This is a genomic window from Allobosea sp., from assembly GCF_035999205.1.
In the GTDB taxonomy this organism is placed as follows: domain Bacteria; phylum Pseudomonadota; class Alphaproteobacteria; order Rhizobiales; family Beijerinckiaceae; genus Allobosea.
Genome location: NZ_DASYHA010000008.1, coordinates 144989 through 167348 on the forward strand (window position 1 = coordinate 144989; position 22360 = coordinate 167348).

The following is a 22360-nucleotide window of genomic DNA, read 5'->3' on the forward strand; positions in this document are numbered from 1 at the left end:
TGTTTACCAATCGGGAACTTGTCCCCAGCGCGGCGTCCGTCCGGTGTGACCATTTTTGATTCTCGTATTGCGCAAAAAGGAGCATTCTGAGAAATCTTGCTCGTTCATTCGAGCGGGGAACCGTTTCGGCGAGCGTCGCAGCGCGCCTGCAGCCCACCCTTCGATTCATCGGAGGGCAGAGCTGAGGGGCTTCGCGCGGCGCCTGTAGTGAACGGCCGCAGCGCTCTTGGGGGGCGATCCGGCCTGGATCGAGAGGGAGCGAGACGGTTTTGCGAAAGAGGATTGGCCTGGCGTCGCTTGGCATGTTTTGGTTGGCCTTGGCCTTGGCCGGTCCGGCTTCGGCCCAGCAGGCTGCGCCGAAGGCGGCTACTCCAGCCGCTCCGGCTGCGCCTGCGGCCCAGGCGGTGTCCGCCGAGCCCAGCAGCACGACCGCCAGCTTCGGCGACTGGACGCTGCGTTGCCAGCGCACCGGCGACGCGGCCAAGCCCGGGCGCATCTGCGAGGTCGCGCAGGTCCTGCAGGCGCAGGGCCAGCAAACCCCGATCGCCCAGATCGCGCTCGGCCGGCTGGGAGCCGGCGAACCGCTGCGCGTCACGGCGGTGATGCCGGTCAGCGTCACCTTTCCGAGCAGCGTCCAGATCGTGATGGGCGACAAGGACGCCAAGCCGCTCGAACTCGCATGGCGGCGCTGCATCCCCAATGGCTGCTTCGCCGACACCGCGCCGAGCGATGACGTGATCCGGCAATGGCGCAAGGCGAGCGAGCCCGGCCGCATCCTCTTCAAGGATGCCGCCGGCCGCGAACTGGCGCTCCCTCTTTCCGCCCGCGGCCTCGACCAGGCCGTCGAGGCGCTCGCCAAGGAGCGGCTGTAACCATGTCCCGCCGCCGTGCAGATCGTTTGAAATCGGTCCAGGCGGCGAATGGCGCGGCCTTGCGCCTCCCGGTCGGCACGGCAGATCGCCGTTCCATCCTCGCCTCCTGGCGTCAGCGCTGCCTCGTCGGGCAGGCGATGGCGCTGGCGCTCTGGAACGCGCCGGCCTTCGCGCAGAACATCATCACCCCGGACGGGCGCACCCAGACCAATGTCGCGGTCACCGGGACGACAACGACGATCACAACGCAGACCATTTCCGGCGGCGCCGGCTACAATTCCTTCTCGCGCTTCGAGCAGGCAGCCGGCACGACCGTCAACATGCACCTGCCGCAGAATACGGGCGCGCTGGTCAACATCGTTCGCGACGGCCCGGTCGTCGTCAACGGCATCCTGAATTCGTACCGGAACGGCCAGATCGGCGGCCATGTCTACTTCTCCGACTCGGCCGGCTTCACCGTCGGGCCGAACGGCGTCATCAACACCGGCCAGCTCACGGTCAACACGCCGACGCGCGAGTTCCTCGACCAGGTCATCGGGCCGAACGGCGTCGTCAACGAAACGCTGGCGGCGCGGCTACGGGCCAACGACGTGCCGGTCTCGCCCGATGGCCACATCCGGATCGACGGCGCCATCAACGCGCGTCGCGGTGTCACGTTGCATGGCCAATCGGTCAGCGTCGCCGGGCAGATCCGCGCCAACAGCGCCCCGGTCGACATCGCCGAGCGGCGCGAGCGCCACCGCGCGGCCTTCTCGCAGAGCGTCAACACGGCCGGGCTCAGCCATGGCGGCGCGATGGTCGCACGCAAGGGCGGCGGCATCGAGATCGTCGCCGCGGGGACCGCCACCATTTCAGGGCGCCTCAGCGCCAATGCGACGGCGCGCCGTGCCGCCGGCACCGTCGCGATCCGCTCGGGCAAGGGAACCACCATCGCCGCGACGGCGCAGATCAGCGCGACCGGCATGGCGCCGGCGGCGGCTCTCGCCAGCGCGGGTTCCGGTTCCGCTGCCGTCAATACCGCTGAAGGCGGCAAGGTCTCGATCACCTCGCAGGCGGAGATCGCGATTGCCCGCGGGGCGCTGATCGACGTCAGCGCGGCGCAGGGCGTGGCGGGCAAGGGTGGGTCGGCGATCGTCTTCGCCGACACCAATCTGAACGTGGAAAGCGGCGCGCACTTCCGCGGCATGGCTGGCACGAGCGGCGATGGCGGCTTCCTCGAGCTCAGCGCCAAGGACACCGTCACGCTCGGCGCCATCGACGTCGACCTCTCGGCCCGCAACGGCAAGGCCGGGCTGCTCTATATCGACCCGGCCAATATCGTCATCGGCACCGGCGGCAGCGCCAACATGATCACCAACGGCACGGACGTGTCGCTGGAGGCCACTAACAAGATCACCATCGCCGCCGACGGCATTATCGACACGAGGCATTTCAACAGGGGCTCCAACGGCGAGCTCGAGCTCTCGGCCCTCAATCCCACGACCGGCAATTCGGGCAACATCACGCTCACCGCGCCGACCATCGAGGTCCGTGGCAAGCTGCTGACCGACGTCGTGAACTCGGGCTCCTCCTGGTCCGCCGGCGACGTGACGCTCAATGCGAGCCAGTCAGATACACTGATCGCCGGGCCTGCCAGTGCGAATGCCAGCATCAAGGTCTCCGGCACGATCACTGGCCGCGACATCAAGATGACCGCCGATGCGCGGGCCAAGTCCTCCTATGCCGACCCGAACGCCGGGCCGATGGCCGCGCTCGCGGCCCAGACCGTCGGCGGGATGATGTTCGGGCTGAACGGCGCCTATGTGGGCAGCACGATCAGCGCCAAGATCGAGATCGAGGATGGCGCCGAGATCACGGCGACCCGGGACGTCAAGCTCCTGGCCAATGGCTTCCAGGAAGCCACGCTGCCGGCGATGACCCTTTCGGCCAATTTTCCCTGGGGCGCGGCGGTCTCGATCGCCGAGATTTCGGGCGAGGTGAAGGCGGATGTCGCCTCCGGCGCCGCGATCACCGTCGGGCGCAATCTCGACGTCAATGCGTTCAACGACGTCAACCTGCTGGCGTCGGCGTTGACGCTGACGAGTGGTTCGAGCGTCGTCGCGGCGACGGTCGCCTATGGCGCGGTCGATGTTGCGACCTCGGCCAAGGTGCATACGGGCGCGATCATCACGGGCCTCGACACCAGCAGAATCAATGTCTCTGCCGGTAACTCGAATAATTTCTCGACCTCGGCCACGGCCATGGCGACGGCGGGCAGCGTCGGTGGCATCGCCTTCGCTTATTCCGACTACAAGGCGAGTGCGGAGGCGCAGTTCGGCGCGTCGCTCGGCTCGAGCGGCGCCAAGATCGGCAGCCTGACGGTCCAGGCGACGTCCGACACCGAGAAGAATGCGACCAGCGCCTCGACCACGGTCGGCAACAACGCTCTCTTCAATCTCGCCTATGAAGGGACGACCGTCTCCGATCTCCTGACCAAGATCTTCGGCAAGGTGAAGACGGGAAGCAGCAGCGTTCCGGCCAAGGTCGGCAGCGCGATCGCGGTCGCCAACAGCAGCCTGAGCGCCAGCGCGACGATCGCGGCCGATGCAGGCGCCACCGCGCCGTCGATCTATGCCGCGGGCGACGTCGTCGTCGCCGCGCGCCAGCGCGATTTCGGGGTGCGCGTCGTCGCCGACAGCTCGACCAACTCGACATCCAAGGATCCGACGGCGGCGAACCCTTCCGCGCAGATCTCGCTCTCCTTCGGCATCGGCGTCGGGGACTTCAAGCACGAGGCCATGGCCTCGATCGGCTCCGGTGTCTCCATCGATGCGCAGCGCATCGGCGTCGCCGCGCTCAACGAAATGCCGATCTCCAACACCTGGCAGAACTGGGGCGGGCTCGGCGAAACGCTCACGCATGTCAACGGCAATATGGGCGTCGTCTCCGATATTCTGACGAGCTACGCCAACGCTTCCAGCCAGGCCTCGGAGCTCGGGCTCGCCGGCGCGATCAACTATTTCCGCGTCGATAGCGAGAGCTCGGCCTATGTCGCGAGCGGTGCGCGGCTGAAGCAGTCCGGCTACAACGACGCCTGGTCGACGCATCTCGACTATGGCTACGAGCAGCAGTGGGACAAGGCTGTCCATATCGACGCCGACACGGTGACGCACAGCATCGATATCGGCGGCAACTTCGCCTATCTCGGCGCGACCGGCGGCAGCGGCTCGGCTGCGGGCGGCGCGATGCTGAACATCGGCCGCAGCAGCAATACCGTGGCGGCCGTCGCTGCGGGAGCGACGATCGAGGCGACAGGCGTGGCAGTCACCGCGGTGACCAGCGACAAGATGGTCTCCGTCGCGACGACATCGGGCTATTCCGCCGGCACGATCGGTTTCAACGGCATCGTTTCGATCGCCGGCATGAGCAACCGGACGCTGGCCTCGGTCAGCAATCTGGCGACGATCACGACCTCGAGCCTCAAGGTGCAGGCGGACCAGATCGTCTCGGTCTTCTCGCTCAGCGGCGCACTGGTCAGAGGCGGCGGAAATGCGGTCGGCGGCGCTGTTGCGGTGCTCGACGCGGCGTCGGTGACCCGAGCCTATGTCGGCGACAACCGCAACGACCTCGCCGACAACCGCCTGGCCGGCAACGCGGCACAGGGCCTGATCACCGCGAATACGGTCGATGTGACGGCGACGACCGAGGGGCGCCTCACCGTCGCTTCCGTCGCCGGCGCGGCAGCCGGCGTCGGCAGCGGGGGAGGGGTCCAGGACGTCCTGCAGGAGCAGATGCCGGACTTCATCAAGGATGCGAGCGCGGCTGCCAACAGCACGACCTCCTCCTCGGTCAGCCTGACCGGAGCCGGCACCACGTCGGTAGCGCTGACGACGCTCGGCACATCCGCCTGGATCGATGGCGCGGTGATCGTCGCCAAGGACACCGACGGGCTGACGACGACCGTCACGGCGCTGAACTCGACCATCGCGGAGGTCGCAGCAGGCTCGGCCGCGATCAACATGGCCGGCAATGACAGCCCGGTGAGCGGCGGGTTGGCCGGCGCGGTCGCGATCGCCCAGTTCGACAACAGCACCGACGCGCGCATCGCCCACTCCTCGCGGCTGACCGGTGTCTATGACACCACCGTGCAGGCGATCTCCGGCGGGCGGGCGACCGTGGTCGGGCTCGGTGTCGCCGGGGCGAGCTCGAATGGTGGAGCCTTTGCGATTTCGGCCGCGCTCGGCCTCGTCACTAACCGCGTCGCCGCAAGCATCGAAGATTCGTTCATCTCCGGCGTCGCGGGCAACACCGCCTCCCAGGTCGCGCGCGTCAGCGCCTACCAGACGACCGACATCGGCATCGGTGGCGGCGCGGCCTATGTCGGAGGCCAGGTCGGCATCGGCATGGCGCTGACCTATGTCGATATTCGCGATCCCGACGGCGAGGACGCGGTCAGCGCGAAGGTGGCGCGCTCCAGCCTCACCGGCCTCGACGGGCTGCAGGTCCGCGCCTCCAACGCCAGCCGGATCATCTCGTCGGCGGCCACGGCCGGTCTCGGCGGCAATGGGCTCGGCGGCGTCTTCGTCATCAACAATGTCAGGCCGACGACACGCGCGGCGATCGAAGGCTTGGCCGGCTCGCTCGCGACGGTTTCGGTCTCGGGCGATGTCGGAGTACTCGCCGACGGCAGTCGCATTGCCACCTATGACAATCTCATCTCCGGCCGCCAGGCCGTCTCCGCGACCGACGAATCGGAAATCGACTTCACCGGCGAAGCCGCGAACGAAGGTGTCGCGAACCCGCAGGGCGCCGCCGTCGTCGCGATCGCGACCCTTGTCCAGATCGGCCGCAACAATGCCGGCGTCGCTCTGCTCAGCAACACGATCGCGCAGGCGCATATCGCATCGATCGACTTCGCCACGGTCACCGCCGGCGGCAATGTCAGTGTCCTCGCTCAGGACGGCGCGACTCTGACCGGCGTCGCCGTTGGCCTCGGCGCCGCGACCGGCCAGTTCGCGGGAACCGCCTCGGTCGTGCTGCAGTCGATCGAGAACATATCGCGCGCCCGCATCGGTGGGACGGGAACCGTCGTGACGGCCAGCGACATCAACGTCGCCAGCGCCGCTACCTCGGCGATCCGCGGTGCTGCCGGCTCGCTCGGCCTCGGCTTCGGGGCGGCTGCGCTCGGCCTCTCGGTCGTCGAAAGCAATGTCGCCAACGAGGTTTCGACCGAGGTTGACGCGGCGCGGCTGAGGACGACCGGCGACGTGGTGCTGCGTGCCGGCTCGACCGCGACGATCGATGCCATCGCGATCGGCATCGCGATGTCGCGCAATGTCGGCCTCGCCGGCTCGATCGCCAGCAACACCGTCGACACCGATGTCGGCGCGACGGTCACGGGCGCCGACATCATCGCCGGCAACAATCTCGGGCTGTTCGCCGCGAACACCGACCGGATCACGGTCTCGGCCGGCGCGCTCGGCGTGACCGTCGGGGCACCCAGCGTCGCGGGCGGGTTGTCGGTCGTCAAGAACACGGTCGGCGGCGAGACCACCGCCTCGATTGGCGGTGGCAGCACCGTCGATGCGCGCGCCGGCGGTGCCGGCTCGCTGGGCTACCATGCCGGCCAGCTCGCGACGGCTTTCAACCTGACGACCGCCAACGGCCCGAGCTCCGTCCAGCCCTCGCTCGCGATGACGGCGCGCAGCGTTCATGGCCTCGGCGTCATTGCGACCTCGCAGCAATCGGTGCTGGCGAATGCGGTGACCGGCGGTGTCGCGATCTTCCCCGTCAGCGCGGCTCTCGCGATCGTCCCCATCCGAAACGTGCTGACCGGCAGCACGAGCGCGACGATCGACGCCAGCGCCGTCAACACGCGCCTGACCGGTACGGACTCGACGACGGTCGTCGTCGATGCGGCGAGCCATTCCTATGCCGGCACGTTCATCACGGTCGGCTCGATCGGCGGTGTCGCGGCGGCTAGCGGCGAGGCCAACACGATCATGGGGCGCAGCACCCGCGCCGCGCTCACCAATTCGACGCTGGGCACGACCACGCCGGGCTTCACCGGCCCTGGCGTCACTGCGCTCGACATCGCCGCCAACGCCTCGCAATCGGCCGCGAGCAATGTCGTCGGCGCCGCGATCGGCCTGGGCGGCGGGGCCGCCTCCGGCGTCGTCAACAGCTTCGCGGCGACGACGACCGCCGAGCTCGACCAGGGCCTCGTCACGGCCGGCCGCGTCGGCGTCGATGCCGAAAGCCGCAACGGCTTCTATGCCCAGGCGACGTCCGCCACGGTCGGCGGCGTCGGCATGGGCTCGTCCTTCGTGGTCGGCACGAGCCGAAACAAGACGCTGGCAACCATCGGCGGCGGGGCCGGTCAGACCACGTTCAATCTGAATGGCGCGCTCGCCGTGGCGGCGCGCAGCGTCAACGCCTTCACCACGCTCTCGGCGGGCGGCGCGGCCGGCGGCTTTGCCGGCGTCGCCGGCATGGTCTCCTTCGTCGATGTCGAGAACGAGACGCGGGCCGGCCTCTACGGCGTCAACGCGACGCTGCGCCCCGCCAGCGCGGCCGGCATCAGCGTCACCGCCAACGAAACCGTCTCGATCACCGCGACGACCGCCGGCGGCGCCAGCGGCTCCGTCGGTGCCGGTGCGGCGGCCAACATCGCGAACCTCGACAGCCGCGTGCTCGCCGACATCACGGGCTCGACGCTGTCCGCGCCTGGCGCCGTCTCGGCCTCCGCGACCTCCGATCGCGTCGTCGATGCGAATACCATGACCTACGGTGCCGGTGGTTCGGTCGGCATTGGTGCCGCGGTCGCGCTAATCTCGGTCGGCAAGGGCGCGCCGCAGGAGGCGCGCAACGAGCTCAATGCCGGCGGCAACGGCACGCTCGCGCGTCTCAGCCAGCTCACGGCCGGCAGTGACGATCTCGTGCTGAGCTCGGCTGGGCTTGCGGAATATCTGAGCTATCGCAACGCCGCGGGCCTCACGATAAACACGCCTGCTTTGTCCGAAGCCGCGCAGGCGGAATACAATCAGTTGCTCGCCAATGGATCGCTCATGAATGGCGAGCTGACGCTGACGGCTTCCGGCATTTCCGCCCTGCGTAACGCTGCAGCGACTGCGCTTGGCATCGACTCGGACGATACGACCGACACGCAGGTGAGCTTCTGGGCGGCGCAGCGCTATTCGACGCTCAGCGATACCGTGCTGCGCAACCAGTTGCAGACGAACGGCACGGTCTCGGGTGGCGTGCTGACGCTGACCAGTGCTGGTGTGGCCAATCTGCGCAGCACCGCGGCGACTGCGCTCGGCATCGCGAGCCCGACTGATGCGCAGGTGCGCGACTGGGCGGCGCAACGCCATGCTTCGCTGAGCGAGGCCGATCTGCGCAGCGCGGCGGGGGCGGATTACAACCTGCTGCTCGCCAACGGTTCGGTCGTGAATGGCGCGCTGACGCTGACGAGGTCCGGTGTCACTGCCCTCACCGCAACGGCGGCGACGGCGCTTGGCATCGCCAGCCCGACCGAAACGCAGGTGCGCGACTGGGCAGCGCAGCGCTATACCGCGCTGCGCGGCGGCGCCGTCTCCTATCTGATGAGCGATGCCGGTGTCTCCGCCTATCGCCAGACCGTGATCGCGACGACCCCGGGCGCCAGCGACGACCAAATCCGCAGCGCCGCCAACAACGCCTATGCCCGTCTCCTCGCCAATGGCAGCGTCGCCAATGGTGTCCTGACGCTGACGAGCGCCGGCCTCGCCACCTACCGGGCCGAGGCCACGGCCAGTCTCGGGCACGCTGCGAGCGATGCCGAGGTGCGGGCCTATGCCGCGGAGCAATACAGCTTCTTCAACGCCAACCGCAGCCGCATCGTCGCGCCGACCTCGCAGAGCGCCAGCGCCCTGCTCGATTCAGCCGGCTCGCGGACCGCTGCGACGGTCACCGGAGGCAGCATCTCCAGCGGCTCGGTCGCGGTCACGGCGCTGTCGCGCACGGCGACCAGCAACATCACCGATGGTATCGGCGCCGGCGGCGCGGTCGGCGGCGGTGCGGCGACGGCCTATACCGATATCGGCGACGCCGTCTCGGCCAGCCTCGACCAGATCACGGTCAACACGGGCTCGATCGCGGTCAGCGCGAACTCGACCGACGGCTCGGGTTCGGCCGCCCGCGTCGAGTCTCAGGCCGGTGCGGGCGCCCTGGCGGCGGCGGCCGGAGCGGCGGTGGCGAGGGGCACGATCGCCAACACCGTCACGGCGACACTTGGCGGCAACCTGACCGTGACCGGCACATCCTCGGTCAACGCCGGCAACACCCAGACCAGCCGTTCGGATGCCTTTGGCGCGACGGTGGCCGGAGGCCTCGCGCTTGGCGTTTCGCTCGCCTCCAGCAGCGCCAGCAGCACGGTTCAGGCGACCTATGCCACCGGCTCCACCCTGACCGGTACGGGGCTGAGCGTGGGCGCGAGCAGCACAGGCGCTGCCCATGCGGCTGCGGTCGCAGGCGTCGGCGGATTGCTCGCCGCTGGGTCCGGCGCGGAGGCGCTGGCGACAGACACCGTGGTCGTCACCGCACAGATCGGCGCCGGGGCCAGGGCCAATGTCGGGACCGGCACGATCAGCGTCGCCGCCACCGCCTCGCCGGATGCGAAGGCTTCCGCCCGCGGCGTCGCGGTCGCCGGTGGCCTCGCGGTCGGCGTGGCCAAAGCCATCGCCACCGTCAATTCTCAGACGCGTGCCAAGGTCGACGGCAATGCCGCCCTGATTGCGAATCAGTTCACCGCCGGCACGCTCTCGATTTCCGCGATCGGCTCGGTCTTCGGAACGGCCGCGGACGATGCCATGCGGCTTGCGGGTTCGACCGGGGGCTTCTCGCGCGGCGGCTATTCCGCCGCGGCCTCCGCCATTGCCGGTTCCGGCGCCTATTACGTCAGCGCCACCGGTACCGATGCGCAGGCTCGCAACACCAGCGTCGTCGAGGCAACGGTCGGCGACCATGTCCGGCTGTCGTCCGGCATCGTCGGCGTCAGCGCGAACAACACCACGCTTCAGGGCGCGACAGCGAGCGGCGTCGCGGTGGCTGGCACGGCTGCGATCGGCGTCGTCAAGGCGCTCGCGGATGCGACCACGACGACGACCGCCTCGCTCGGCACCGGCGCGACGATGAACGGCAGCGGCACCGGCAGCTTCAGCCTGACCGCCACAGGAACCGACACGCAGATCGCCCGTGCCGAAGCCGGCAGCGGTGGCCTGTATGCGGGCTCGGGCGCCGAAGGCACGACCTCCAACACCTCGACCGTTACCGCCTCGCTCGGCGACGATGTGGTGATCGCGAGCGGGCTCGTCACGATCGCCGCCAGCCATACGACGCGCTATGCCGCGCTGGTCGACAGCCTGCAGGCCTCGGCGCTCGGCGCCAGCGCCTCGCTGGCGGCGAACAACGCGACCGTCCATGTGCTGACCGAGATCGGCGCCGGCAGCCGCATCACCGCCGCAGGTCCGAACACGGCGGGCTGCTACCTGTCGAGCTGCCTGCAGGCGATTTCGCTGATCAGCCGCAGCGCCTTCACCCAGCTCGATCTCGGTGACAGCGTCCGCGCCGCCGCCGGCGGCGGCATCAACGGTGCCGGCGCGACCTCCGAGACCACGATCCGCGGTACCTCGCGCGTGGATCTTGATGACGACGTCACGCTCGCCGGGGGCCAGAGCCCGACCGCCGCCCCGGGCTCGATCCTGCTCCGGGCAACGACCGACCTGACCGGCGATGACACCGCGACCCTGTCCACCGGTGGCCTGTTGCAGGGCGCGGGCGTCGCGTCGCGCTACGAGGCCCTGGTCGACAACGAGGTCGAGCTCGGCGAGGACAACGAGCTCAGTTCCTTCGGCGCCATCAATATCGGCACCTTCACGACCGCTGCGGTCAAGGCCAACGCCTATGTCAGCACCTACGGTCTGGCCGGCGTCGGCATCGCTGATGCGGACGTCACGATCATCACCAACAACACGGTCAAGGTCGGCGCCGACTCGTCGCTGATCGGCCTCTACGACGTCAATGTCACCGCCGGCCGCGATGGTTCGGGAGCAGGCATCAACGCGCTTTCGGGCACAGCGACCGCGCTCGGCTACGTCCGCGGCCTCATTGCCGTTCCCGATGCCGACGCTTCGACCAACCTTCAGAACCATGCCCGGCTCGAGGTCGCCAGCGGCGCCACGATCGCCAGCGCCCAGAACGTCACGATCGGGGCCTATGACGGCGCGCTTCACGCCGATGCCGACGGCACGGGCCACGGCTACCAGCTCTACTTCATCCCGGTCTCGAACGGTTCGAGCAGCCCCGGCAGGTCCTCGACCTCGACCCTGGTGATGAACGGTACCGCGACGGCAGGCATCTACAACACCCAGCGCATCGAAATCGGCTGCGGCGTCAACGCTTCGGTGCAGTGCGGCCCGAGCGAGAGCCCGACGATCCGCTTCGTCAGCGGCGCGCCGGTGACCGGCAGCCTCACTTCGACTTTCGATCCCGTCGCCTACATCAATGCACGCTATGACGCGGCGGTCGCCAGCACGCTGATCTCCGGCGTCAGCTCTTCCCCGGTGAAAGCGGTACGGCTCGGCCAGCTCTATGCGGCGGGCGGCAACGTCTTCGTCAACGCCAGCACGGTCCAGGGCAGCGGTTCTCTCGTCGCCAATGGCGGCCCCTCGATCACGGTGATCAACCGCAGCAACGCCTATCTCGTGCTCGATGGCGGCGCCTATATCCCGGAGTCGGCCGGCGGTCAGATCGTCGGTTCCAGCGGGTCGCTGACGCGGCGCGAGAATCCCGACGCGACGCCCTTCATCATCATCGACAACGCCTATGCAGGCCAGCTCGACGCGAGTGGCCACGGGCCGGCGCTGCTGATCTCGGGGGACATCACCAATCTCGGCGGTCTGGTCTCGCTCAACAATACGCTGGGCTCGTTCGGCTTCTCCGGCCAGCGCATCGACGCGATGCAGTTCAACGCCACCGTGCCGAATGGGGCAGTCGCGGTCTCATCGAACGGGCCGAACGGCATGTACAATGCCGGCGGCTCGCCGCAGGGGGAGTACGCCCATGCGATCTACTATCCCGGCGGCGGGCCAGGGTCGGCCTCGTTCGATGTCAATGAAGCGGTCATCGCAGCGGCCAATGCGCTGGCCGCGGCAGCGGGTGCGACCAACCTGAACTACTTCCTTTACGGCAGGCAGGACGAGGGCGCGACGCGCAACTACTCGCTGCAGTTCTTCGGCAATTGTGCCGGCTACATCGCCGATTCCGGCGCCAACTGCACCGGCGACTACAACATGGGCCGGGGCATCAATTTCCAGGCGCTGCCGACGATCGCGACCTATCGCGAGAGCAATCCGGCTGCGGTGGGCAGCACCCCCAAGATCTATGGCGCCCAGGTCGCGATCAAGGCGGCGACGATCAACATCAACGCCTCGATCGAGGCGGGGAGGATCACCAACTGGTCGGGGACGGTCGATGCCGGCATGGCTGCCAGCCTCCGGAACCAGCGCCAATATTACCTTGATCGCGGCTATGTCGAAGTCGGCCTCAAGGAGGCCTTGGGTGGCGCCTGGTCAAATGCGGGGGCGGCGCCGCTATACTACGATCTCGCCAATGATCGGCTGGTCCTTTGGGACATCAATGCCTCCTCGGGCGGTGGCTCGGTGCTGCTCGATGGCCAGATCATCAGCACCAACACGCTCGGCTCCATCAAGATCAATGGCGGCTACGGCGATGTCAGCCTGAACAACACCTCCGGGCTCGACCTCATCGTCAACCGCGTCAACACCGGCACAGGCGTCGGCGTCGCTGCGAGCGTCAGCAAGATCACCATCGTCGACCGCCTCGTGACCTCGGGGCCGAACACGACCGTCTACGCCTACACGCCCGGCTCGGGCATCGCGGTCTACAAGACGCACAACGGAGCGCAGCCAATCCTGAGCGGTGCGGGCGCCTCGACCCCCTGGACCTTCATCTCGGGTGATACGACGCACTACGACCCCGTTGCCGGCACCCGCTATGAATGGACGCAGCAGGCCATTCTTCAGAAGGTCGGCCTGACCGAGGCGAACCGCAATCAGGCGAACATCCCGGGCGTCTATTGGCGCTACGATTCCGGCACCTCGGGCAACCCTTGGGTCTATGTCGATAATCAGTCGCCGAGCACCAATCCGGGCGCGGACTGGATCTACTGGTGGTCCCGCAATGAACAGGCGCCGAGCGCGACGCAGGTTTCGGGCAAGGTGACAACGGGCGATCTCGGCCTCACCCATGTCGGGATGACGCAGGAGATCACCGGCGGCCATCTCGACATGATCCACAACTCGGCGAGCTATGGCGGCTGCAACGGCCAGGCGATCAACCACTGCGACTACGATTTCGTTGCCCAGCAGGGTGCCTCGCAGGCCGTGTGGAACTACAACTACGCGACCCGGGCCTTCGTCCAGGTCACGACGTCGGTGAAGGCCGACAATCCGTTCGACGTCAGCTTCGCCGGCAACGCGGCCGGCCGCGTCAACATCACCTCGAACGGCTCCGTCCTGCAGAACGGCACCATCGTCAATCCGAGCGGCACGACGACGATCGTCGCCTCGGGCGGCAGCTTCACCCAGACGAACAATGCCACGATCCTCAGCAACAACCTGAACCTGACCGCGCGCGATTCCATCGGCACGGCATCGCAGGCGATCAAGGCGACGCTGACCAGCGGCGCGGAGCTCAGCGCCGTGAGCGGCAGCGGCGGCATCAATCTCGACATTACCGGCGGCGCCCGGGTGCTGGCGCTGCGCGCCGACCAGACGCCGAACGCCTATGGCAACATCACCGTTCGGGCGACGGGTGGCCTCGAGGCCGCAACCGGGGTCGCGACCCATGTCGTCGGCCGCAACATCACGCTGGCGAGCGAGACCGGCGGCATCGGCTCGGTCTCGAACCTGTTGAAGATGCGGGCCGTGGCGACGCAGCTGCCGAACGGCAGCTATGTCGACGGCGTCGTCAATCTCTCGGCACGCGGCGACATCGGCATCGCGCAGGTCGCCGGCGATCTCCGGGTCGGCCAGGTCGCGAGCGAGACCGGTGACGTGCGCATCGACGTCACCGGCGGCCGGCTCGTCTCGGCGTCCGGCCAGACGGCGGCGCAGGCACTGAGCGCCGAGCAGCTTTCGCAGGTCTCGCGCGCCCTCAAGCTGACGGCGGCCGATGGCGCCCAGGCTGCGGCTCAGGCCAATGTCGCGACCTTCGAGGCGCAGGTGACGCAGGCCTACGGCCTCTATTCGGCGCTCATCCGCAATGGCGGCTTCGACGAGAATGGCGCCTTCGAGCTGAACGCCAGCGCGATCCCGCTCTATCGGGCCGCTGCCTCCCTCGCGTTCGGCCATGCGGCCACCGATCAGGAGGTCAAGGCCTACGCCACGGGCCGCTACGCCGCCTATGCCAGCGCCTTCGAGGCCGCCTATGGCACGGGCTGGGCGACGATGGCCCGCTTCGACGCGAACTCGCTGGAAAGCAATTACAGCTTCCGGACGACCAATGCCGATGCCGCGACGGGGCTTGTCGAGCGCATCACGGGCGACGCCGTCTGGACCGATCGCCAGCTCGTTTCGGCGATCAACCAGTCCGCGCTGCAGCCGGCCTCCGGCGTTGTCGGCAACGGCACGGCGCTGGTCGTCGGCCACGATGTGACACTCAACATCGCCGGCAGCATCGGCTCGCTCGCGCCGGACATGCAGGTCTCGCTGTCGGATATCCGCAATGGCTCGATCAGCAACGCGCAGCTCGCGGCGCTCTCGGTCGCGACCACGCCGGGTACCGTCAAGCTCATGGGGCAGCGCCAGGACGGCAGCCTCGTCGAGGTGACCGATCTCAACAACGTCCCCGCCGGCGTCACGCTCACCCGCGTCGACCTGAAGCAGACCGCGCCACTCTTCATCAATGCGACGGGCACCTTCTCCGGCTCGGCGCAGGGCGACGTCTATGTGCAGTCGACCGCGACCCCGCACTCGGCGGGCGGCACGCTGACGATCGGCCGCGTCACGGCGACCGGCACGATTAATCTCCAGGCGCCGCAATCCATCGCGGTCGCAACCGGCGCGGACGGAACGACGCCGCGCAACCCCGTCCAGATCCAGACTGGTGGCGATCTCGTCCTCGTCGCGGGCGGCGGCGGCATCGGGTCGGCGGCGACGCCATTGACCTACCAGATCGGCGGCAGGCTGGTCTCCGCTTCGGCTGCCGCCGGCGACGCCTATCTTGTCGCCAATGCCGGCAATGCCGAGATCGGTCGTATCTTCGCGTCGGGCACGGCCTCGCTGACGGCGGTGAACGGCGGCATCCGCGGCTATCTCCCCGGCGTAGCGATTTCGGCGAGTTCGATCAGGCTGAATGCCTCGGGCGATGTCGGTCAGGCCTCGGCCGCTCTCGGCCTGCAGGCCGGTTCGACCGGTGACATCTCGGGCAGCATCGGCGGCGCCGCCTGGCTCGCCGGCCCCGTCATCGCGGGGCAGTCACCGGTGGCCTTCCGCATCGGCATGCTCGCAGCCGATGATGGCTTGAGCGTGCTGGCGGATGGCGCGATCGATGTGCTCGGCCATGCGCGCTCCGACAGCGGCGCGGTCTCGCTGACCGGCGCCCGCATCGGCATGGCGAGCGGCGCCGACATCACGGCTGCCGGTCGCATCACGCTCGGCTCGGGGGCCGACATCGCCTTCGGCAGGATCGCCAGCAGCTTCGTTCCATCGGCCGGCGCTGCCTCGATCGCATTGACCGCCGCAGGCGCGATCCTGAGCAATGGCGACAGCGGCGCGGGGCTCGATGCCCATCAGGCCGATGGTGTCATCGCGCTCCTCGCCGGCAGCGGCATCGGTACGGCGAACTCGGCGCTGGCCTTTGCTGCGCCCGGTCTCTCCGCGAGCAGCCTCGCCGGCGGAGTCTATCTGTCGACCGCGGGGGCCACGCGTGCCACCAGCCTTGTGGCAGATGCCGGAGCCCTGCGCCTGACTGCCGGCGGAAACCTCGCCGTCGATGCCGCCACGAGCGGCGGCGGCGCTACGATCACAACCAGCAACGGCACGCTCACCCTCGGTACGCTCATGGCTGGTGGTTCCAGCTCGCTCGAGGCGACCGGGGCGATCAGCCTGACCTCGGCCAGGACGACGACGGGGGACCTCACCATCGCCTCGACAGGCGCGGGCATCACCGCCGCCACCATCGACGCCGCAGGCGACGCGACGCTGACGGCTGCGACCTTCATCTCGGTGACCAATGCCCTGACGGCAGGCGGCGCGGCCAGCGCGACGGCCAGCGCCGGGACGCTCGGCCTCGGCAGCCTGAGCGCCGGCACGGGCGCGACGCTGGAAGCGTCCGGCGCGATCAGCCTCGGCTCCGTCGAGACGACGGCCGGCGATCTCGCCATTAGCTCGACAGGGGCCGGCATCACCGCCGCCGCCATCGACGCGGCCGGCAATGCGACGCTGACGGCTGCGACCTCCATCGCGGTGACGAATGCCCTGACGGCAGGCGGCGCCGCGAGCGCCACTGCCAACACCGGCGCGCTCGGCCTTGGCAGCTTGAGCGCCGGCACGGGCGCGACGCTGGAAGCGGCCGGCGCGATCACCCTCGGCTCCGTCGAGACGACGGCCGGCGATCTCTCGATCGTTTCGACTGGGGCTGGAATCACCGCCGCCGCCATCGACGCGGCCGGCAATGCGACGCTGACGGCTGCGACCTCCATCGCGGTGACGAATGCCCTGACGGCAGGCGGCGCCGCGAGCGCCACCGCCAACGCCAGTGCGCTCGGCCTTGGCAGCTTGAGCGCCGGCACGGGCGCGACGCTGGAAGCGTCCGGCGCGATCACCCTCGGCTCCGTCGAGACGACGGCCGGCGATCTCGCCATTAGCTCGACAGCGGCCGGCATCACCGCCGCGAGCATCGCCGCCACCGGAGACGCGACGCTGGCGGCTGCGACCTCTGTCTCGGTGACGGGGCAGGTCGGCGCAGGCGGCTCCTTGAGCATCACCGCGAGCAACGGTGCCATCCAGACCGGTGACCTCACTGCCGGAGCCTCGCTCACCTTGTCATCGTCGGCGGCCCTCATGCTCGACGCGGTGTCCAGCCTGCTCGGCAATGTCTCGCTCACCTCGACGGGAGCCAGTGTCGGCGCGGCCTCCATCGCAGCGGCCGGTGACGCGACGCTGAACGCCGCGACCTGGGTCTCGGTGACGAACGGCCTGACGGCAGGCGGCGCAGCCAGTGCAACCGCCAGCGCCGGGACGCTCGGCCTCGGCAGTCTGAGCGCCGGCTCCGGCACGCTGAACGCATCGGCTGCGATCACCCTCGGCGATGTCGAGACGACGGTGGGGAACCTCGCCATCACCTCGATGGGGGCCGGCATCACCGCTGCCAGCATCGACGCTGCTGGCGACGCGACGCTGACGGCCGCGACCTCGGTCTCGGTGGCAGGGCAGCTCGGCGCGGGCGGTTCCTTGACCGTCACGGCAATCAACGGCGCGATCCAGGCTGGCGACCTCGCGGCCGGCGCATCGCTCACGCTGTCCTCCTCGGCGGCGATCATGCTTGACGCGGTGTCGAGCCGTCTCGGCAGCGTCTCGCTCACCTCGACGGGCGCGGGCATCACCGTCGCCAGCATCGACGCCGGCGGCGACGCGACACTGGCTGCTGCGACCTCGATCGCGGTGACGCATGGCCTGACGGCTGGCGGCGCGGCCAGCGCGACCGCCAGCGGCGGGACGCTCGACCTCGGCAGCCTGAGCGCCGGAACCGGTGCGACGCTGACCGCTTCGGACGCGATCGCCACTGGCTCCGCCGCGACGACGGCGGGGAACCTTGCGATCACCTCGACGGGCGCGAGCATCACCGTCGCCAGCATCGATGCCGGCGGCGACGCGACACTGGCGGCTGCGACCTCGATCGCGGTGACGCATGGCCTGACGGCTGGCGGCGCGGCCAGCGTCATCGCCAGCGATGGGGCACTCGACCTCGGCAGCCTGAGCGCCGGCGCGAATGCGGCGCTGACGGCGTCGGGCACGATCACGCTCCGCAATGCCGGCTCCGCGGGGGGCGGCCTCTCGGTCGCCTCCTCGGCTGGCTCGATCACGGCGACGTCGCTCGTTGCGGATGGCGCTGTCGCGCTGGTGGCTGCCGGGGCCATCACAGCCGAAGCGGTTCATGCCGGGACGGACCTCGTGATCCGTTCAAGCGGTGGCACCGTGACCATTGCGACGACGAATGCCGGTGCAGGTGGCACGGTCGCGGCTGCCGGCTCCGTCTCGCTCGACACCGTGACCGCGGGCAGCAGCGGCTTCCGGGTGGCGTCGCAGGCCGCCGGCATCGCGCTCGGCACGCTAGCCACCGCGGGAGATGCGTCGCTCGTCGCATCCGGCGCTCTCTCGGCCGGGACGCTCGCGGCACGCGATCTCACTGCGATCTCGACGGCAGCGGCGCTCTCCCTCACGAACGTCGACGCCACCGGTCACGCCATGCTGCAAGCCGCGACCGGATTGTCGGTCGTCCGGCTTTCCGGCGGCGGCTCGGCGCGGCTGGCGGCAGGCGGCACGATCGCCGCTGGCACTCTGGCGGCGCAACAGGATCTCGAGCTCTCGGCCGGCGCCGGGATAACCCTCGCCAGCGGCTCGACGCGGGCCGGCGGCATCGCCATTCTCTCGCAGAGCGGCACGATTCGCGGCGACAGCGTGGATGCGGGCGGTGCCGTGATGGTTCGGTCGCTGGGCGACCTCGCTCTGGGGAAGGTGAGGGGCGGGATGGACGTCGCGCTGTATTCCGCGACCGGTGCGATCGAGATCGGAACGTTGGCGAGCGGGCGCGATGCCGAATTGCAGGCGCAAAGCATCCGCTTCGATCTCGTCGATGCCGGCCGCTCGGCCACGCTTGCGGCAGACGGCGACATCACCGGTGCGCGGATCGTCGCGACCGATCTGCTCGCGCTGCAGGCGGGCCGCAGCGGCCAGGGCTCGATCGCGCTCGGCGTCGGTGCCGCGCGGGCCGCGGTCATCGGCGCTCCCGACGAGGTCCGGCTCGGGCGCTTCGGCGCGGGCGACAGCATCGTGATCCTCGGCACGCGGATCGCCGCCGACATCGTCCAGCTGCCTGCCGGGGCGGGACTGCCTCTGGCGCTCGAAATCGGCGGCTTCCGCGAGCGTACGGCCAGCCATGTCGATCTCGGGATCGACGCGCAGCGTTTCCGGATCGGCCGCTTCGCCAGCGTCGATGGCCAGCTCGCGACCACCGCGAGCAACTTCGCCATCGCCGATGCTTTCGTACCCGGTGCCCTGCGGCTGACGACGCCGGCGATGACGATCCTCGCCAACAACCGCGGCCTTGCTCCGATCAATGGTTACGACGTGCAGCTCTATGCCAAGGACCGGCCCTTCTGGCTCGATCTCGACGGCAAGCGGCTCACCACGAACGCCTTCATCGTGGGGTTCGATTCCGATGTGGTCGAGGTACCGCCGTCCAGCGGCGCTTCGCTCACCCGCGACATGGCGCGGCTCGGCGTCGCGCTGCCGACGGGGCTCTCCCTTGGCGAGATCGCGCGCGGCTTCGTGCTGGGCACGGATGGTCGCTGGCGCAGCGCCGACGAGATGCGCCCCGCCTTGTCTGGCAGAGGGACGCCGGCCGAACCGCTCGTCAATCTCGAAGGGTTCGAGGAGCAGCCTTGAGTCGGACGAGACGCTTCGCCTGCGCTTTCGTCCTGGGTCTTGCTGCCGGTTGCCAGATGGGGCCGGCAGCAGCTCAGGTCCTGCCGCAGACACTGGAAAACGAGGCCGCGCGCCAGCGCCGCGAGATCGAGCGCGAGACCGCCCCGCTGCGCCAGCGTGGCCCGGCCGTGATCGCTCCGGCGCCAGGGCCGAGGCTCGAATTCCCGGCTGGCGGCGCGACCGTCGTGCTGAAGCGGATCGAATTCGGCGAGTCGCATTTTCTCAGCCCGGCCGAACTCGACGCCATTCGCGCGCGCCATATCGGCCGCAGCATCGACCTTGCGGGGATCGGCAGGCTCGTCCAGGAGGTCAACGATCTCTACGCCGAGAAGGGGCAGGTCACGGCGAGCGCCGTGCTGCCGCCGCAGAAGCTCGATGGCGGCGTCCTGCAGGTCAGGCTCGTCGAAGGCCGTGTCGGAAGGATCGGCATCTCCGGCGCGATCCAGACCTGGCCCTGGTACATCCGTTCGCAGGTGCCGGTCGGCGAGGACACCGTCGTCGATGCGCCGGCCCTCAACCGCTCCGTCTCGATCTTCAATCGGCTCAACGAGCTGCAGATCAGGGCCCAGCTCAGCGCCGGCGCCAGCTTCGGCCTGACGGATCTGGATCTCGCCGTCACCGAGCCGGCGCGCAACGTCGTCCAGTTCTCCTACGACAATCAGGGCGTGCTTTCGACGGGGCGCTATCAGGGCACGCTTTTCCTGCGTCACCACAACCTGCTCGGTATCGACGACCGGCTGGTGCTCTATGGCACGCGGGCCCGCGGCAGCATCCTCGGCAGTGGCAGCTACACGCTTCCGGTCTCGCCCTGGGGCACGCGGCTCGGCCTCAGCTTCACGCGCTCGGCCTTTCACATCGTCAATGGCGCGATCCGCGAATTGAGGCCGGAAGGCATCTCCGAGAGCGGAGCGCTGACGCTGTCGCAGCCGGTCTTCGCCACGGACGTCATTCTCCTGCAGGCTACAGGCGGGCTCGGCTTCGGCAGCGGCAAGAGCAAGCACCTCGACGTCGCGACCGTCGAGAGCAGCTATACACGCAGCCTCGCCGGCGTCGCGCTGAACGTGACGCTGCCGACCCTGACCCATTCCTCAACGGCGAACTGGACGCAGGTGGCCCATGAGGACAAGCTTGCCGGCGTCAACCGGAACTTCACGATCTGGACCGGCAACACGAGCTCGGTCTGGCGCATGACGGACAATGTCTACGGGTTGCTCACCGGCGCCGGGCAATACACCAGCGAGACGCAGCTGCCCGGGGATCAGATCTTCCAGATCGGCGGACCGACGACGGTGCGCGGTTATCCGATTGGCGCCGCCTTCGGAAATTCTGGATTCTACGCGCAGGCGGAGCTGCACTATCTGGTGCCTGAACCGCTGCAGCAGCTCGAAGCCTTCGTCTTTCTCGATCATGGCCAGACCTACTTCAATGCCACGACGACGACGCGCGCCACCTCGGTCGGCGCTGGCCTGATCTGGCGCCCGATCGACTGGGTTTCGCTCGAGGGCGGCGTCGGGCGGCCGCTCGAACGCGTGACGCCGGTGCAGCGCGACGTCGAGCTCTATTTCCGGCTCACATTGCGCAAGACCATCTGATTTCTTCCAGGACCATCCGAGTTTTCCAAGGAACCGATCATGGCGCCCCTGCCGCTCTTCTACTCCAGCATCGTCGTGCTCGACCGCAACACGCATCGCGCGGCCCGGATCGCACCCGCTGAGAAGCCCTATGCCTTCGCTGCCGGCGCCCATGTCCTGCCGGCGCTGATGCCCGAATTCGCGATGGGCTGTCGCGACATGCCGATCCTGTTCCTGGAGGAGGATGGCCGCTTTTCGCCGCTGTTCATGGTCGGGATGCGCCCGGGCGAGAGCTGCCTGATCGACAGCGACGGGCGCTGGCGGGGGCTGCATCCCCCTGCCTATCTGCGGCGCTACCCGTTTATCGGCGGCGAAGTCTCGGCGCAGCAGCAGGTCGTCTGCGTGGATGGCGGCTTCGCAGGTCTCGACGGCGAGAGCGGAGAGCGGCTGTTCACGGAGGAAGGGGAGCCGGCGGAGGCGCTGCAGCGCGTGGTCGCCTTTGTCTCCGACTATGCCGACGCCGCGGCCCAGACGACCGCCTTCACGGCCGAACTCAAGGCGCTGGATCTCTTCCAGACGATCAATATCGAGATCCGTTCGCCCGACGGCACGAGTTCGAGCTTTGCCGGCTTCGCCGCGATCAGCCAGGAACGCCTCGACGCGCTCTCCGACGAGGCCTGGCTGTCGCTGCGGAGCAAGGGCTATCTCGGGCCGATCCAGGCCCATCTGATCAGCCTGACGAACTTCGCCTTGCTGGGTGAGCGCGCCCAGAAGCCGTGATCGTCGGCGCGTACGGCCGGACAGAGAAGCGCGGCGTAGGCCGCCGGCTCCAGATGTGAGAGCATGCGACATGATCCGAATCATCGCCGCCCTGCTCGCAGCCACCGCCCTGTTGACGACGCACCAGGCACTGGCCTCGGATTCCTGCCGTCCGACGCGCGACGGCAAGGATCGCGTCGCGCCGGCCAATGGCTGCCCGAGCGGTTATCACATGCGCGGTGCCTGCTGCGAATCCTTCAGCGCGATGTCGCCATCCAACACGACCGTGAAGACCTGCCCGCCGGGAACGGTTTCCAGCCTCGGGACCTGCGTCGCCAAGAAGTGATCGCCCGGGCAGTGATCTTCCTGCCTGATGATCATCTCCATATCGATCGAACCGGGGCGATGTCCG

5 protein-coding genes are annotated in these 22360 nt (G+C 68.8%); all 5 read left to right on the top strand.

All coding sequences use genetic code 11. The features are described from left to right. Window positions 1–302 precede the first annotated feature (302 nt). The 5 genes from VGN82_RS01865 (at window position 303) to VGN82_RS01885 (ending at window position 22294) form a co-directional block, all read left to right on the top strand. Complete coding sequence (locus VGN82_RS01865; protein WP_327525279.1) at window positions 303–872, top strand: invasion associated locus B family protein; 570 nt, start codon at window positions 303–305, stop codon at window positions 870–872. 2 nt (window positions 873–874) lie between these two features. Continuing rightward, a complete protein-coding gene (locus VGN82_RS01870; RefSeq protein ID WP_327525280.1) occupies window positions 875–19579 on the top strand; it encodes a leukotoxin LktA family filamentous adhesin in 18705 nt (6234 codons plus the stop codon). Next, window positions 19576–21210: a ShlB/FhaC/HecB family hemolysin secretion/activation protein gene (locus VGN82_RS01875; protein ID WP_327525281.1), complete on the top strand. Its 1635-nt coding sequence runs from the start codon at window positions 19576–19578 to the stop codon at window positions 21208–21210. The genes VGN82_RS01870 and VGN82_RS01875 overlap by 4 nt, the downstream gene beginning before the upstream one ends. Before the next feature lie 39 nt (window positions 21211–21249). Further along, complete coding sequence (locus VGN82_RS01880) at window positions 21250–21969, top strand: SapC family protein (protein ID WP_327525282.1); 720 nt, start codon at window positions 21250–21252, stop codon at window positions 21967–21969. A 70-nt stretch (window positions 21970–22039) separates the two neighbouring features. Then, on the top strand, window positions 22040–22294 hold the full coding sequence (locus tag VGN82_RS01885; RefSeq protein ID WP_327525283.1) for a hypothetical protein: 255 nt from the start codon (window positions 22040–22042) through the stop codon (window positions 22292–22294). Window positions 22295–22360 lie beyond the last annotated feature (66 nt).

Excerpts from the sequence above, each read along its gene's own strand:
- VGN82_RS01870 (WP_327525280.1), top strand. The coding sequence starts at position 875 with ATGTCCCGCCGCCGTGCAGATCGTTTGAAATCGGTCCAGGCGGCGAAT.
- VGN82_RS01885 (WP_327525283.1), top strand. The coding sequence starts at position 22,040 with ATGATCCGAATCATCGCCGCCCTGCTCGCAGCCACCGCCCTGTTGACG.
- VGN82_RS01880 (WP_327525282.1), top strand. The coding sequence starts at position 21,250 with ATGGCGCCCCTGCCGCTCTTCTACTCCAGCATCGTCGTGCTCGACCGC.
- VGN82_RS01865 (WP_327525279.1), top strand. The coding sequence starts at position 303 with ATGTTTTGGTTGGCCTTGGCCTTGGCCGGTCCGGCTTCGGCCCAGCAG.